12 protein-coding genes and 1 tRNA gene are annotated in these 15,569 nt (G+C 51.8%); 11 read left to right on the top strand and 2 right to left on the bottom strand.

From position 1 onward, the window contains the following. Positions 1-72: 72 nt before the first annotated feature. The 8 genes from PCH05_RS06960 (at position 73) to pyrE (ending at position 9,339) form a co-directional block, all read left to right on the top strand. Positions 73-327, top strand: a complete 255-nt coding sequence (locus PCH05_RS06960) for a twin-arginine translocase TatA/TatE family subunit (RefSeq protein WP_127601648.1) — start codon at positions 73-75, stop codon at positions 325-327. 295 nt (positions 328-622) lie between these two features. Next, positions 623-1,180 (top strand): bifunctional pyr operon transcriptional regulator/uracil phosphoribosyltransferase PyrR, encoded by a 558-nt coding sequence (gene pyrR, locus PCH05_RS06955; RefSeq protein WP_127601647.1) that lies wholly within the window; start codon positions 623-625, stop codon positions 1,178-1,180. A 2-nt stretch (positions 1,181-1,182) separates the two neighbouring features. Beyond that, a complete protein-coding gene (locus PCH05_RS06950) occupies positions 1,183-2,085 on the top strand; it encodes an aspartate carbamoyltransferase catalytic subunit (protein ID WP_127601646.1) in 903 nt (300 codons plus the stop codon). Positions 2,086-2,196: 111 nt separating this feature from the next. Beyond that, entirely contained in the window at positions 2,197-3,477 is a 1,281-nt protein-coding gene (pyrC, locus tag PCH05_RS06945; protein WP_127601645.1) for a dihydroorotase, read from the top strand. A 125-nt stretch (positions 3,478-3,602) separates the two neighbouring features. Further along, on the top strand, positions 3,603-4,733 hold the full coding sequence (locus PCH05_RS06940) for a carbamoyl phosphate synthase small subunit (protein WP_127601644.1): 1,131 nt from the start codon (positions 3,603-3,605) through the stop codon (positions 4,731-4,733). Position 4,734: 1 nt separating this feature from the next. After that, positions 4,735-7,950 (top strand): carbamoyl-phosphate synthase large subunit, encoded by a 3,216-nt coding sequence (gene carB / locus PCH05_RS06935; RefSeq protein ID WP_127601643.1) that lies wholly within the window; start codon positions 4,735-4,737, stop codon positions 7,948-7,950. 13 nt (positions 7,951-7,963) lie between these two features. Further along, a complete protein-coding gene (gene pyrF, locus PCH05_RS06930; RefSeq protein WP_127601642.1) occupies positions 7,964-8,701 on the top strand; it encodes an orotidine-5'-phosphate decarboxylase in 738 nt (245 codons plus the stop codon). Then, positions 8,698-9,339 (top strand): orotate phosphoribosyltransferase, encoded by a 642-nt coding sequence (gene pyrE / locus PCH05_RS06925; RefSeq protein ID WP_127601641.1) that lies wholly within the window; start codon positions 8,698-8,700, stop codon positions 9,337-9,339. Before pyrF ends, pyrE begins: the two co-directional genes overlap by 4 nt. A 280-nt stretch (positions 9,340-9,619) precedes the next feature. On the opposite strand, the gene PCH05_RS06920 is transcribed toward pyrE, so the two are convergent. Then, positions 9,620-10,486, bottom strand: a complete 867-nt coding sequence (locus PCH05_RS06920) for a YitT family protein (RefSeq protein ID WP_127601640.1) — start codon at positions 10,484-10,486, stop codon at positions 9,620-9,622. Between the two features lie 164 nt (positions 10,487-10,650). Between PCH05_RS06920 and PCH05_RS27220 the strand changes: the two genes are divergently transcribed. From PCH05_RS27220 to ltrA, 3 genes are all read left to right on the top strand, one after another. Continuing rightward, positions 10,651-10,815 (top strand): hypothetical protein, encoded by a 165-nt coding sequence (locus PCH05_RS27220; RefSeq protein WP_164766572.1) that lies wholly within the window; start codon positions 10,651-10,653, stop codon positions 10,813-10,815. 85 nt (positions 10,816-10,900) lie between these two features. Next, positions 10,901-10,977: transfer RNA gene (locus PCH05_RS06915), tRNA-Met, on the top strand. Between the two features lie 816 nt (positions 10,978-11,793). After that, complete coding sequence (gene ltrA, locus PCH05_RS06910) at positions 11,794-13,815, top strand: group II intron reverse transcriptase/maturase (RefSeq protein ID WP_127601639.1); 2,022 nt, start codon at positions 11,794-11,796, stop codon at positions 13,813-13,815. Between the two features lie 456 nt (positions 13,816-14,271). Here ltrA and PCH05_RS06905 read toward each other — a convergent pair whose 3' ends face one another. Then, positions 14,272-15,558, bottom strand: a complete 1,287-nt coding sequence (locus PCH05_RS06905) for an MFS transporter (protein ID WP_127601638.1) — start codon at positions 15,556-15,558, stop codon at positions 14,272-14,274. Positions 15,559-15,569: the final 11 nt, after the last annotated feature.

Here is a 15,569-nt window from a genome sequence, read left to right as displayed (position 1 = left end):
CATTAGGGAGCGGACAAGCCGTCAAATGAACCATGTATCAGATCGATCGACCAGAGGAGGTTTTCATCCAAAATGCTAAGTGATATCGGTGTACCGGGTTTTATTCTTTTAGCGGTTCTGGCTTTGCTGCTGTTTGGGCCCAATAAGCTTCCGGGATTAGGGCGTGCCGCCGGGAGAACGCTGCGCGAAGTTAAGAAGGAAATGAACGAGATTTTCGGGGATTCCCCGCCGCCTTCGTCAAGCCGGAAGCATGTGGAGGCTGTGGAAACAACTCCGCCGGCCCAGGCTCAACCTGAACCGCTGCCACAGCGCAATCTGCCGGAATAAGTTTCCAGTCATAAAAAAGGGCTGTGCCTGTTGACATGCGGCAGCCCGTCTGTCATAATTATCTCCAGTTGAATATGCACCTTTAATTCAGTCCCGTGAGGCTGGCAAGGTAACGTGAACCGAGGTTCACTTTCGCGGCATGCGCATGTCTTTTTTTGCGCGGACCTGCAAAGGTTCCTCTGCGTCCCAATATGTCTAACGACGTTAACTCCTTGCCTTCTGCGGCAAGGAGTTTTTTGCATGCTCACGGGTGATAATGTAGTCAAAATCCCTATAACAAAAAGGAGTGTGGAGCATGAGTTCTGAAGTGCATGTCATAATGGATGAAACGGCGATCCGCCGCGCACTGACACGGATTGCACACGAAATACTGGAGAGGAATAAAGGGATTGAAAACTGCGTTCTGATCGGCATCAAGACGCGCGGAGAATTCCTCGCACAAAGGCTTGCCGCCAAAATCCTCGAAATCGAGGGTACGCCGGTTTCCTGGGGCGCCATTGACGTCACGCCATACCGGGATGACCAGAAGGATATCGATACCAAGGCAGCTATGAATGTGAACCAGGAGCTGAAGGCTCTTCAAATAGAAGATAAAAAAATCATACTCTTCGACGATGTGCTCTACACCGGGCGGACGATCCGGGCGGCGATGGATGCCCTGATGGATTGCGGCAGGCCGCAAATGATCCAGCTGGCCGTACTCGCGGATCGGGGACACCGCGAGCTGCCGATCCGGCCGGATTATATCGGCAAGAACGTACCGACTTCGCGGCAGGAGCAAATCGAAGTGGCGTTAACGGAAACGGACGGCAAGGATGAGGTCACGATTTTCCAAAACCGGGAGGAGAAATGAACATGATGACGATGACGAAGCTTAAGGAACGCAGCTTGCTCGGATTGAAGGATCTCAGCCGCGGCGAAATCGAATCGATTCTGGACCGGGCGGCGTACTGGGCGTCGCAGCAGGAAAAAGTCGTACCGGTGCTGAGCACAAGCTTTGTGGCGAACATGTTCTTCGAAAACAGCACGCGCACGCGCTTTTCCTTCGAAATGGCGGAGAAGCGGCTCGGAGCTCAGGTTCTGAACTTCGCGGCTGCGGCCTCCAGCGTGGAGAAAGGCGAGTCGATCTATGATACGGTCAAAACGCTGGAATCCATGGGAATCGACGCGGGCGTGATCCGGCTGAAGCCTTCCGGCGTGCTGGAGGATCTGGCGGGCAAAATTTCAGTCCCGCTGATCAACGCCGGGGACGGTAACAACGAGCATCCAACACAGGCGCTCCTCGATCTCTTCACAATGAAAAGGAAATTCGGAACGCTGCAAGGGCTGATCGTCTCGATCATCGGCGACATCTCGCACAGCCGCGTAGCCCGCTCGGATCTGTGGGCGCTTCGCAAATTCGGAGCCGACGTCAGATTCTGCGCTCCGCAAAATATGCAGGCATCGGAGCTGGATGCACCTTACGTTACGATGGAGGAAGCCTTGAAGGCGGACGTGGTCATGATGCTGCGCGTGCAGCTGGAGCGGCACGAGAAGGGATTGTTCAAATCCTCCGAGGATTACCGGGCACAGTACGGTCTGACGGAAGAGCGGGCCGCAAGATTGTCGAAGCATACGCTGATTATGCATCCGGCGCCGGTGAACCGGAATGTGGAAATCGACGACGCGGTGGTGGAATGCTCACAATCGGCGATATTTACCCAGATGAGCAACGGCGTGCCGGTGCGGATGGCGGTCATGGAAAGAGCCTTGAAATAAAAGAGCTTAACTTTTTATACGGAAATATACTAATAAATATACACAAACATGAATTAATATTATACAATAGATTGGAAGCCACGGCGCCAATCAACGAGCGGAGGTAACAGCGTGCACATTATTACGAATGCCAGCGTGTTGAATGAACAAGGTGAACTGGTTAAAAAGCATATCATCCTGGAGGACGGAGTCATCCGGACTCTGATTGACGGCGAGTCGGATTGGTCTACGCAGGAAGGCGCGGAAATCACCGACGCAGCGGGTAAGCTGGTTACGCCTGGCCTGATCGATATGCATGTCCATTTGCGCGAACCTGGCTTTGAACATAAAGAAACGATTGAAACCGGCAGCCGTTCGGCCGCAAAGGGCGGGTTTACGACGATCGCCTGCATGCCGAACACGAAGCCGGTGACAGACAACCCTGAGACGGTGCAATTCGTGCTGGAGAAAGCGCGCAAGGCAGGAATCGTCAAAGTCCTTCCTTATGCGGCCATCACCGTAAGGGAGTTGGGACGCGAGCTGACCGATTTCACGGCACTTAAGGCAGCTGGAGCGATCGGATTTACCGATGACGGCGTAGGTGTGCAAAACGCGCAGATGATGAAGAATGCGATGAAGATGGCTGCAGAGCTGGATATGCCGGTTATCGCACACTGCGAAGAGAACTCGCTGGTGGAAAGAGGCTGTGTGACGGAAGGCAAATTCGCGGAACAGCACGGCCTGGTAGGGATTCCAAACGAGTCTGAAGCGATTCATGTCGGCCGGGATATCCTGCTCGCAGAAGCGACAGGCGTACATTACCACGTATGCCATGTCAGCACAGAGCAATCCATCCGGCTGATCCGCCAAGCGAAATCGATCGGCATCAACGTTACCGCAGAGGTATGTCCGCATCATCTGCTGCTGTCCGACGAAGACATCCCGGGATTGGACGCGAACTGGAAAATGAATCCTCCGCTCCGCTCGCCGCGGGACGTAGAGGCTTGCATTGAGGCTCTGCTGGACGGAACGCTGGACATCATCGTCACGGACCATGCCCCACATAGCGAAGAGGAAAAAGCCAAAGGCATGGAAATGGCGCCTTTTGGAATCGTCGGATTCGAAACAGCCTTCCCGCTGCTGTACACGAAATTCGTGGCCACCGGGAAATGGGATCTTTCGCTGCTCGTGCGCCGCATGACCGCCGATCCTGCCAAGGTGTTCAGACTGGATACGGGGAGATTGGAAGAAGGCGCTCCTGCGGATCTGACGATGATCGATCTGGAAACGGAAAAAGAGGTTGATCCGCAAACTTTCGCGACCAAAGGACGCAACACGCCATTCATGGGCTGGAAGCTGAAAGGCTGGCCGGTCAAAACATGGATGAACGGCAATATCGTCTGGTCCGAATAAAGCCGGCTGCAGCCGGACGATGCAACACCAAGCAACGCCATGAAATAGACAAGAGCAAATGCTGCTCACCACGAAATGGTTGGCGGCATTCTCAAACATACGTATTTGACAGAGGAGTGAGTGGAATGCAGGCAAGATTGCTTCTGGAAGACGGAACGCTGTTTACGGGCAGCGCATTCGGAGCCGAAGGTGAAAAAACGGGTGAGGTTGTATTTAACACAGGAATTACTGGATATCAGGAGGTGCTGTCGGATCCATCCTACTGCGGACAGATCGTGACGATGACCTATCCGCTGATCGGAAACTACGGCATTACGCGCGATGACTTCGAATCCGTGGCGCCATTCGTGCACGGCTTCGTCGTGCGCCGCCACGAAACGGTGCCAAGCAACTGGCGCGCGGAATACAGCGTCGACAGCTTGCTCAAGGAATATGGCATTGTGGGAATCAGCGGCATCGATACCCGGATGCTGACCCGCATGATCCGCCAGCACGGAACGATGAAGGGCATCCTGACGACATCTGCCCAGTCGGTCGAAGAGCTGAGAGAACGCCTGGCAGCAAGCCCGATCCTGACCAATCAGGTTGAGACTGTATCGACGAAGCATGTATACAGCAGCCCAGGTTCCAGAGAGCGGATCGTGCTGGTAGACTACGGTGCCAAGACGGGCATCCTGCGCGAGCTGACAGCCCGCGGCTGCGACGTGGTAGTCGTGCCGCAAGACACGACGGCCGATGAAATCCGCCGTCTCAATCCGGACGGCATCCAGCTTTCCAACGGACCTGGGGATCCGAAAGACGTGCCTCATGCCATCCGCACCATCCAGGAACTTCTCGGCGAATATCCGATCTTCGGCATCTGCCTCGGCCATCAGCTGTTCGCGCTGGCTTGCGGAGCCGATACGGAAAAGCTTAAATTCGGCCATCGCGGCGGAAACCACCCCGTGAAGGATCTGAAAACAAACCGCTGCTACATCACCTCCCAAAACCATGGCTACACGGTAAACGAGGATTCGGTTGCAGGCACGGAGCTTGAAGTCACGCACATCAACAATAACGACAAAACGATCGAAGGCCTGAAGCATAAAAAATATCCGGCCTTTACGGTACAATACCATCCGGAAGCAGCCCCAGGACCTTATGACAACAGCTACCTGTTCGATCAGTTCCTGGAGATGATCCGCGAACATAAACAGCAAAATCCGGTGAACCCGCGCCAGGCTGAGCTTGCAGCAGCCGCGAAAGGAGAACGTTAATATGCCACTTAATAAACAGCTCAAGAAAATCCTCGTTATCGGCTCGGGCCCGATCGTCATCGGTCAGGCAGCGGAATTTGACTACGCAGGCACGCAGGCCTGCGAAGCACTCAAGGAAGAAGGCGTTGAGGTTATTCTGATCAACAGCAACCCTGCTACCATCATGACGGACACCAATATGGCCGACAAAGTCTATATTGAGCCGATCACGCTGGATTTCGTAACGCAAATCATCCGCCAGGAGCGTCCGGACGGACTTCTGCCGACGCTTGGCGGCCAAACCGGTCTGAACATGGCGGTGGAATTGGCGAAAGCAGGCATTCTGGAGCAGGAGAACGTCAAACTGCTCGGAACCCAGCTGACTTCAATCGAGAAGGCTGAAGACCGCGATCTGTTCCGCGAACTGATGCGTGAGCTGGATCAGCCGGTACCGGAAAGCACGATCGTGACTACGCTTCAAGAATCGCTGCTGTTCGCCGAAGAAGTCGGATATCCGGTCATCGTCCGTCCGGCTTACACGCTCGGAGGTACGGGCGGCGGCATCTGTGCAACCGAAGAAGAGCTGCGCGAGACGGTATCCTCCGGCATCCGCTACAGCCCGATCGGACAATGCCTGATCGAGAAGAGCATCGCGGGCATGAAGGAAGTCGAATACGAAGTGATGCGCGACGCGAACGATAACTGCATCGTCGTCTGCAACATGGAGAACTTCGATCCGGTCGGCGTACACACTGGCGACAGTATCGTTGTGGCACCGAGCCAGACACTGTCTGACCGCGAGTATCAAATGCTGAGATCGGCATCCCTCAAAATCATCCGTGCCTTGAACATCGAAGGCGGCTGCAACGTGCAGTTAGCGCTCGATCCGCACAGCTACCAATACTATGTCATCGAAGTGAACCCGCGGGTAAGCCGCTCGTCGGCCCTGGCTTCGAAAGCGACCGGCTATCCGATCGCCAAAATGGCTGCCAAAATCGCTCTGGGATACACACTGGATGAACTGACTAACCCGGTGACGGGCCAAACTTACGCATGCTTTGAGCCGACGCTGGATTACATTGTAAGCAAAATCCCGCGCTGGCCATTCGATAAATTCATTCACGCCAACCGCAAGCTGGGTACGCAAATGAAAGCAACCGGCGAAGTCATGGCGATCGGACGTACCTTTGAAGAATCCATTCACAAGGCGATCCGCTCCCTGGAAATCGGTGTGCACCGCTTGTATCTGAAGGGAACCGACGAGCTGAGCGAAGAGGTGCTGAAAGAGCGTCTGGTCAAAGTGGACGACGAGCGTATCTTCCTGATTGCGGAAGCCTTCCGCCGCGGTTTCGATCTTCAATCGATCCAGGATCTGACCCAAATCGACTGGTGGTTCCTCGACAAGCTGCAAGGAATGATCGCCTTTGAAGCGCAAATCAAGCAGAAGGAGCTCACATACGAGACCCTTTACGAGGCGAAACGCATGGGCTTTACGGACCGTGCGATTGCCGAAATCCGCGCGCAGGTATTGGCGGACAGTTACACGACGGAAGCGGAGGTTCGCGGCTATCGGCTTAAGCATGATCTGCGTCCGGTGTACAAAATGGTAGATACCTGCGCGGCCGAGTTTGAAGCTTCGACGCCATACTACTACTCGACCTATGAAACCGAGAACGAAGTGACCAAATCGAACAAGGAAAAAGTGGTGGTGCTGGGTTCCGGACCGATCCGGATCGGCCAAGGCATCGAGTTCGACTACTCGACCGTACATGCGGTATGGGCCATCCAAAACGCAGGTTACGAAGCGGTCATCATCAATAACAATCCGGAGACGGTATCCACGGACTTCAACACCTCGGACAGACTCTACTTCGAGCCGCTGTTCTTCGAGGATGTCATGAACGTGATCGAGCAGGAGAAGCCGATCGGAGTCATCGTGCAGTTCGGCGGACAGACCGCGATCAACCTGGCGGGACCGCTCAGCGCGGCAGGCGTTCCGATTCTCGGAACGAGCCTGGAAAGCATCGATGAAGCCGAGAACCGCAAAAAGTTCGAAGCGCTCCTGTCCCGTCTGGATATCGCCCAGCCGAAGGGCAGCACCGTGACCTCGGTGGATGAAGCGGTCGGTACGGCGCAATCGCTCGGCTATCCGGTGCTCGTGAGACCTTCGTACGTCCTCGGCGGACGGGCCATGGAAATCGTATACTCCGACGCGGAGCTGCTGAGCTACATGGAAGAAGCCGTGAAGATCAACCCGGATCATCCGGTACTGATTGACCGTTACATGCTTGGGAAGGAAGTCGAAGTCGACGCGATCTGCGACGGCGAAACGGTTATTATCCCGGGCATTATGGAGCATATCGAACGGGCAGGGGTACACTCCGGCGACTCGATCGCGGTATATCCGCCTCAGCATCTGGAACAGCATCTGAAGGATAAAATCGTCAGCATCACAACACGCATCGCCAAAGAATTGAAAACGATCGGTCTGGTTAACATCCAGTTCGTCATCTACAAGGATGAAGTCTACGTCATCGAGGTGAACCCGCGCTCTTCCCGGACGGTTCCGTTCCTGAGCAAGGTCACGACCATCCCGATGGCCAATCTTGCGACGCAAGCGATCCTCGGCAAAAAGCTGAAGGACTTGGGCTATGAGGAAGGCATGTGGCCGGAAAGCGAATACGTATCGGTTAAAGTGCCGGTGTTCTCCTTCGCGAAACTGCGCAGAGTGGAACCGACCCTCGGACCTGAAATGAAATCGACGGGCGAAGTCATGGGACGCGATCTGCAATACGCGAAGGCCCTGTTCAAAGGTCTGATCGGCGCAGGCATGAAGATTCCTTCCACCGGCGCGATTATCGTGACCGTAGCCGACAAGGATAAAGATGAAGCGGTTGAACTGATGAAAGGCTTCAGAAGACTCGGGTACAAAATCTATGCGACCGGCGGCACGGCCAATGCGCTTACTAACGCGGGAATCCTCGTGACAACAGTGCAAAAGCTTAGCGACGGAACGCCGAACATTCTTGACCTGATCCGTAACGGCGAAGCCCAGTTCGTCTTCAACACGCTGACCAAAGGCAAAACGCCGGAACGTGACGGATTCCGGATCCGCCGCGAAGCGGTTGAGAACGGGGTCGTATGCATGACCTCCCTCGATACCGTCAGAGCGTTGCTGAACATGCTTGACACCATCAACTTCTCATCCTCCGCGATGCCGGCTTTCGCCGACCGCTAGGAGGAATGAAATAATGAATGAAGCATACAAGGAAATGGCGGGCCGCTTAATCGTGGCCCTCGATTATCCGGATGCGCATCAAGCCAAGGCTTTGCTGCAAGAGCTTGAAGGCATTCCGTGTTACATGAAAGTGGGCATGCAGCTGTATTACGCTGCAGGCCCGGATTTTGTACGGGAGCTCAAAACCCGCGGCTACAAAGTGTTCCTGGATCTCAAAATGCATGATATTCCTAACACGGTCAAGGGTGGAGCAGAGAGCATCACCCGTCTTGGTGTGGACATGTTTAACGTTCACGCAGCCGGCGGCAGCGAAATGATGAAGGCGGCGATGGAAGGCGTTGACAAGGCGCTTCAGTCCGACGCTTCGCTCCGCAAGCCTCTCGTCATTGCCGTAACGCAGCTGACCAGTACGGGACAAGACATGCTCAACCAAGAGATCGGCATACCGGGTACCGTGCAGGATGCAGTCATCCGTTATGCGGAGCTTACCCAGGCTGCAGGACTGGACGGCGTGGTCGCATCCGCGCAGGAGTCCGGCATGATCGCTGAAGCGTGCGGCAAGGATTTCGTCACCGTCACGCCGGGCATCCGGCCGGCGGGCAGCGATCAGGGCGATCAGAAGCGCGTTTTGACGCCGGGTGAAGCCATCCGCGGCGGCAGCACCTATATTGTCGTCGGACGGCCGATTACAGGCTCAGAGGAGCCGAGAGCCGCTGCAGAATCTATCATTAAGGAGATGCTTAACGCATGACGAAACTGGCAGAAATCTCTGGACAAATCGCAGCGTATTTGCTGCAGATCGAAGCGGTGGCGCTGCGTCCGAAGCAGCCTTTTACCTGGACTTCCGGCATCAAGTCCCCTATATACTGCGACAACCGGTTAACGATGTCGTATCCGGAAATCCGCGAATATATCGCGGAATCGTTCGCGGCGGTCATTCGCGAGCATTACCCGGATACCGAGGTGATTGCCGGAACGGCGACGGCCGGTATTCCGCATGCGGCGTGGGTTGCGCAGAAGCTGAACCTGCCGATGGCTTATATCCGCGACAAGGCAAAAGGCCACGGCAAAGAGAATCAAATCGAAGGCAGCATCAAGCCTGGGCAAAAGGTAATCGTGATCGAAGACCTCATCTCTACCGGCGGCAGCTCCATCAAGGCTGCGCTTGCAATCAAAGATGCGGGAGCGGAGCCGCAAGCGGTTCTGGCGATCTTCAGCTACCAGCTGGACAAGGCCGTTCAGGCCTTCCAAGAAGCGGGTGTTCCGCTTCAGACACTGTCCAACTACACAGCCTTGATGGAAGTTGCATTGCAGCAGGGCAAGATCGAGGAAGAGGATGTAGCAGCGCTGAAAGCGTGGAGAGACGATCCGTCCTCATTCGGTGTATAAGACAAACGAAATCCGGATTTACCCCGGTGAGGCGCTTCGACTGGCGACGCCGCATCGGGCGGAACATCAAAAAGAGGCACAGGTTCAAGAACCTGTGCCTCTTTTTTAAGAGATAAGAAAGTATAAACAGCCGAGGTTAAACATCCTTATCTCGCATGAAAAACATCCTCTAAGCGCGGTCTGTCTCCTTTGAAAGTACGTCGATAGACGTTTTTCTTATCGTATCAAGAAGGGCATCGGGTAGAACTGACGCTTTCTGATACCGTTAAGTGTGCATATTTTAGTGGATGGCACTCTTTTCGAAATTGCCGCCAAGGACGTCCGATACACTTTCGATCGCGATGAAAGCTCTTGGATCGATCTCATGCACGACCGATTTGAGCTTGGCCAGCTCCAGACGCGTTACGACGCAGTAGATCATTTGCGTATCCTCGCCGGAATAGCCGCCTCGTGCATAAATGAAGGTCGTGGTGCGTCCGAGACGATCCTGGATCGTTTGGGAAATCTCTTCATATTCCCCGGAGATGATCGTAACGGATTTGGATTCGTTGAGACCCTCCACCACGATATCCATGACCTTGGATGCCATGTAATAAGTAAAGATCGAGTACATGGCGGAATCCCATCCAAACACGAACCCGGCAATAATGAAGATGAACACGTTCATGATCATGATGATTTGTCCGACAGGAACACGGGTCTTTTTCGATAGCAAAATAGCGACGATTTCCGTTCCGTCCAAAGATCCGCCATACCGGATCACGAGGCCGACGCCAAGGCCGAGAATCAATCCGCCGAACAGCACGGCCAGAATTTTTTCGTTCGTGAACGGACTGACATGATGAAGCAGCTGTGTCGTCACGGACATGACGATAATGCCGTACAGCGTAGAGAAGGCAAAGGTTTTGCCGATCTGCTTGTAACCCAGAAATAAGAAGGGAAGGTTGATAACGAAGAGGAAAATCCCGAGCGGAAGGGTTGTTATTTTGGATAAGACGATGGAGATACCGGTAATGCCTCCGTCAATGATATCATTCGGTACGAGAAATACCTCGAGCGCGACCGCCATCAAGATCGCACCGGCCGTAATGAAAATAAATTTCTTCAGTAAATCGACGGGAGACAGCTTCCTGTGTGTTTTTGCCATTCAAATTCCTCGCTTCCAGAAAAGTTTGATCTTAAACAACTTAGTTAATATTATAAAATAACTTGGGAATAATCTCAAAGATAAAGATCAAATGCATGAGGAAGACCCCTTCAGGCAACAATAGCCATCGACACCATTTATCTTTCCTGAAAGGGGACAATACCATGCAATGGGTTTATTTTGGGAAGCTGTATAAAACGAAATTTCAGGCGGGATGCCTTGCCAAAAGGCTGGAGCAGAACGGTTGGATTTATGGCTACGATGATCCGCATCTGGTAGAAATTTTCCGATCGAGAAAAGGCAGATACGGCGTCCGCTTTATACCGTAGAGCAAAATTCCAGAATTAAATACTTGACGCAGAGCATGTTTATGCTGTATATTAATTCTTGTCGCTATTTACGACAGGCTAATGACGCGGGGTGGAGCAGTCCGGTAGCTCGTCGGGCTCATAACCCGAAGGCCGCAGGTTCAAATCCTGCCCCCGCAACCAATTTACAGCCATTATATTTTTGATCGTTCACATATTTGATCAGGGCCCTTAGCTCAGTTGGTTAGAGCGGTCGGCTCATAGTGCGTCACGTTCTCCATCAATCTCAGCAGAAATGCTGAACAAAAGTGGAGGGCGCCCATTAGGGCGCCAACTTCTGTTTCGATAAGGGATGTAAGACTCCCCACCTTCACCAACAAGAAGGTGAGAAATACCCTAAGACTCCGACTTGCAGGAAGGCGATGTATAGCCCAATGTAAGAAGCTCGGTGAAGACGCCCAAAGTGAATGCCCAAGCGGTCAGTAACTAGTAGGCGGGGGGCTAAAAACTGCATACGGTGAGAAGGTAATACACCAGACAAACCACTGGTTGAAAACGAAAGGTGACTGCATGGAAACATGCAGGGTCTAGGATTGCGGATACCTTTTATGGGCAGGGAGTCTGCGGTTAACGGATATACGTTAATCAAGGGGATTAATATTGTTGTAACCCCATGATCCTTCTTCGTATAGGTGGCACCTAAGTGCAGATATGTATAGCTAGAAACAGAGGAACGTGAGAAGTCTCTCAGTACCATCCCAAACTGATACATCAGGGTACTAATGTGTCGGACAGATGCAAGAGAAAAACACATGAAGAGAGATGGCGGAAGCCCCGTAGTAGTGTTGAAGCAGGGTAACTCCTGTGGAGCGAAGGGGGTAAGTCAAGTGTTGATCAGATGATGAAACATGAACCACCTTGTTACGCAAATGCTGAGATAACGGACGTTATTCCACAAATATCAATCGTACACAGTCACGAAAGGTGATACTTACTGACGTGACATACGAAACAGAACTCAGCGAAGCAGAGCTAAAGATTGTTAAGGATGATCTCTATGAGCAATCCTCCAATGGAAAACGCGACTTCCACGGGCTGCTTGAATTGATCCTGATGCGCGAAAACCTTATACATGCTATACGTAAGGTCAAAAGCAACCCAGGATTCAAAACAGCGGGTGTTGACGAGATAACCGGACAAGTTTGGTTACAAATCGACGCGGAAGAAGCATTTGACAAGTTAAGAGACTGCATCATAGATTACTCGCCTGATAAAGTCAGAAGGGTCTTCATTCCCAAAAGTAACGGCAAGCAGAGACCTCTCGGCATCCCGACAATTGTCGACAGGATTATACAGACAGCCGTCAACAACATCCTCGAACCCATCTTGGAAGCGACCATGTTTAGACACTCATACGGGTTTCGCCCAATGAGAGACATCTCTCACGCAGTGGCTTACATGCAAAGACTTACCACGATGAACAAGAGGCACTTCGTCCTCGAAGGTGATATCAAAGGTTACTTTGATAACATCGATCACAACATACTGATACGTAAACTGTATAAGTATGGCATCAGGGACAAACGTGTACTGACGGTAGTCAAAAGAATCCTAAAGAGTGGCATTGATGGAGAAAAAGAAGTCAACGACATCGGCACTCCCCAAGGAGGAACGATAAGCACGTTACTATCGAATGTCTACCTAACCGACTTCGACCATTGGGTTTGTAACCAATGGCTCGACTTCAAGACTGATAGAGAATATACTAGGGTACTCAGAAAACACGAGAACCTACGTAAGAACTCCAGGCTCAAAGAAGGCTATCTAATTAGATACGCCGACGACTGGATCATTCTCACAGACACTGAAGAATCAGCAGTAAAGTGGAAATATGCATGCGCCAAGTATCTTAGAGAAAAACTCAAGATCGAATTATCAGACGAGAAAACCATCATTACGGATCTCCGTAAGGATAAAATGAACTTTCTTGGCATAACCTTCTTCAAAAAGCCCGGCAACAACGGCAACTACACGCTACGTAGTGAACCGTCACAAGCCCGACTCAAAGAGAAGACAAAAGACGTCTATGACGCTCTCAGGAAAATCAGGCGATCTCCCAATAAATACGATCTTGTAGAAAACATCCAAAGATACAACAGCATTGTCCGCGGCCTGAATAACTTCTACCGCATGACAACGTTGTACAGTGTAGTACTCCCCCACCTTGACTGGAAACTCGCCAAAGCGCTTGTCGCTACCAAACACAAGCACAACGGTAAGTGGGTCAAGCTCAAGAATTGCAACAATCTGTACAGTGAAGCAATAACTCACCCAGATTCCAACACACTCGCCTTTAAAATCGACGGCGTTTATGTCGGACTTGCAAAACTCGGGCTTGGTAAAACCATACATCCAAACGTCAAGGCACAATGGATCACACCATACAGTGCCAAGGGTAGGGCCAAATACGAGGAAATCACAGGCCATACATGGACCACAATCAACCGCAATCCTAACCTCACTATCGGGAACATCTCGAATTTGTTAGCTAGAAATTCGAATAAGGGTACATTTTATAACTTAGAGTACTTTATAAACAGGCCCATGGCATTCAACAGAGACAAGATGAAGTGCAGGGAATGTGGTACAGAGCTTACCGGAGCAGGCGACACCGATATACACCATATCGATCCCACTCTCGACATTAGTCTCGTCAACAAACTTCCTAACTTGGTCACCCTATGCAAATCCTGCCACATCGAGGAACATAGGAAACGTCGGGAAGCCAAAAAGGCTACTAAGAAGTCCAAAGGGGCCACAAAGCGTGCGGCCAGACCAACCGTCGCCAAGGAACCTAGGCCTTCGAAGAAGCCCCCAAAAGACGAGCTATTAGAACTCATTACCACCACCAGCTACACTCAAATTGGACTCAAGTTTGGTGTCAGCGACAATGCCGTCAAAAAGTGGGCAATCTCATACGGCATTCATGAGTTGAGATTATTTAAAATCGTACAAAAATAATGGCTGTGTACTCTAAACCGATATGCTTAACGTAACTAGATCATCTGCTTCACACTTGATGGGTCGCCGTATGCGTCGAAAGTCGCACGTACGGTGATAACTGGGGGAAAACTATTAAGCTGACTGCCGCGGCCGCGGTAAAAGCCCAAAGTTACCTATCAGCACACCGACTGGTCGGGGGTTCGAGTCCCTCAGGGCCCACTACAGAGAAATCCCTTGCGAAAGCAAGGGATTTTTGATTGTGCTCGAACATCTCGCCTGCAAAAGAATTGGTTCCTCATCTCTCTGGAGCGACCTGAGTGCGCATACTTAGAACGAGGGTGAGGAGAAGGGGCGACGGAAGTATTCGAAAGTAAAAAGCGGCAATCTAGATGCATGTTCATCTTAGAATCGCCGCTTCTTTTTTACATGAAAATCCGGCTGCCATAATGTGAACGAGCTCTTTTTAAAATTAACTTATAATGTTTTCTTTTTATTCGGCCAAAGCATGATCGGAATTAATAATAATGACAGGAAGCTTCCGGTATAAGAGAGCGCGGCATAACTGGAGTGGGCAACAACCATGCCGGAGAGCGCTCCTCCAGATGCGCCAGCGAGCGCGATTAGGACGTCTACCGAGCCTTGTATCTTGGCTCTGTTATTACCCGTTGTGGAGTCAACAATAAGAGCCGTTCCGCTAATCAAGCCAAAATTCCATCCCAGCCCTAGAAGGGAAAGTGCAACGATTAACATGATCATGGAGTTGGCAGGGGCAAGCGCGGCTGCAATTCCGGCCATCAGTAAGGTTAGTCCCGAAGCGATGGCCATTTTTTTGCGTCCGATTTTATCCACCAGAATACCCGTGATTAATGATGGAAGATACATCGAACCGATATGAAAGCCGATGACCAATCCGACATCGCTTAGCCCATGCCCGTGGTGCCTCATATGTACAGGTGTCATGGTCATGATCGCAACCATGACAATTTGAGTTGCAATCATGACGGCGGCTCCAAGAATGACGCCTCTTTTTTCTGTCGTGGATTCTTGCTGCTCCCGTGGCTGAGAAGTGGCCTCAACCGAACGGTTAGCAAGAGCATTCGCGATCAAAAGTGGATCCGGACGGAGAAATATAAGAAGTATAATTCCAGCTATAATATAGGCTGCCGCAGCCAAAATAAATGGCCCCCCTAAACTGGGAACACCTATGGAAAGAGCAAAATCTCCTGTGACGTTAACTAAATTCGGACCGGCCACGGCTCCGAAGGTTGTAAATACCATTGCCATGCTTGCTGCGGTAGCCCGCTGTTTCGATGAAGCGAGATCCGTCCCGGCATACCGGGCTTGTAAATTTGTCGCAGTACCTGCACCGTAAATAAGAAGTGAGGGGAGAAGCAGCCAAATACTATGTAAAACGGCAGCGATGATGACCCCGATGGCTCCGATCCCGCCAGTAATAAATCCCATACCCAGTCCGATTCTTCTCCCGCGCTTCTGAGAGTATCTTCCCACCAATAACGCCGCAATGGCTGAACCTAATGTAAACAAGGCCGTGGGTATCCCCGTGAAGTTATCTGTGCCAAGCATATCCTGCGCCAGTAACGCACCCACCGTGACTCCGGCCGCAAGTCCAGCTCCTCCGAAAATTTGAGAAAATATCACGGTAACTAAGGTTCGGCGATACAATCCCTGCTGTTTAACCGAGGATTCCGTGTAGCTTCGTATGATTTCCTGTTGTTTAGTTGAATTCCGTGCAATTTCCATCCTTAACCTCC

Origin of the sequence: Paenibacillus chibensis, assembly GCF_004001045.1 — a bacterium.
GTDB lineage: Bacteria > Bacillota > Bacilli > Paenibacillales > Paenibacillaceae > Paenibacillus_AQ > Paenibacillus_AQ chibensis.
Note: the sequence above shows the minus strand (reverse complement) of the source record. Positions and strands in the feature narration are given on the sequence as shown.

Bases quoted from the DNA above. Each gene is read 5' to 3' on its own strand.
- PCH05_RS06960 (WP_127601648.1), top strand. From the start codon at position 73: ATGCTAAGTGATATCGGTGTACCGGGTTTTATTCTTTTAGCGGTTCTG.
- pyrR (WP_127601647.1), top strand. From the start codon at position 623: ATGAGTTCTGAAGTGCATGTCATAATGGATGAAACGGCGATCCGCCGC.
- PCH05_RS06950 (WP_127601646.1), top strand. From the start codon at position 1,183: ATGATGACGATGACGAAGCTTAAGGAACGCAGCTTGCTCGGATTGAAG.
- PCH05_RS06940 (WP_127601644.1), top strand. From the start codon at position 3,603: ATGCAGGCAAGATTGCTTCTGGAAGACGGAACGCTGTTTACGGGCAGC.
- carB (WP_127601643.1), top strand. From the start codon at position 4,735: ATGCCACTTAATAAACAGCTCAAGAAAATCCTCGTTATCGGCTCGGGC.
- pyrF (WP_127601642.1), top strand. From the start codon at position 7,964: ATGAATGAAGCATACAAGGAAATGGCGGGCCGCTTAATCGTGGCCCTC.
- pyrE (WP_127601641.1), top strand. From the start codon at position 8,698: ATGACGAAACTGGCAGAAATCTCTGGACAAATCGCAGCGTATTTGCTG.
- PCH05_RS06920 (WP_127601640.1), bottom strand. From the start codon at position 10,486: ATGGCAAAAACACACAGGAAGCTGTCTCCCGTCGATTTACTGAAGAAA.
- PCH05_RS27220 (WP_164766572.1), top strand. From the start codon at position 10,651: ATGCAATGGGTTTATTTTGGGAAGCTGTATAAAACGAAATTTCAGGCG.
- PCH05_RS06905 (WP_127601638.1), bottom strand. From the start codon at position 15,558: ATGGAAATTGCACGGAATTCAACTAAACAACAGGAAATCATACGAAGC.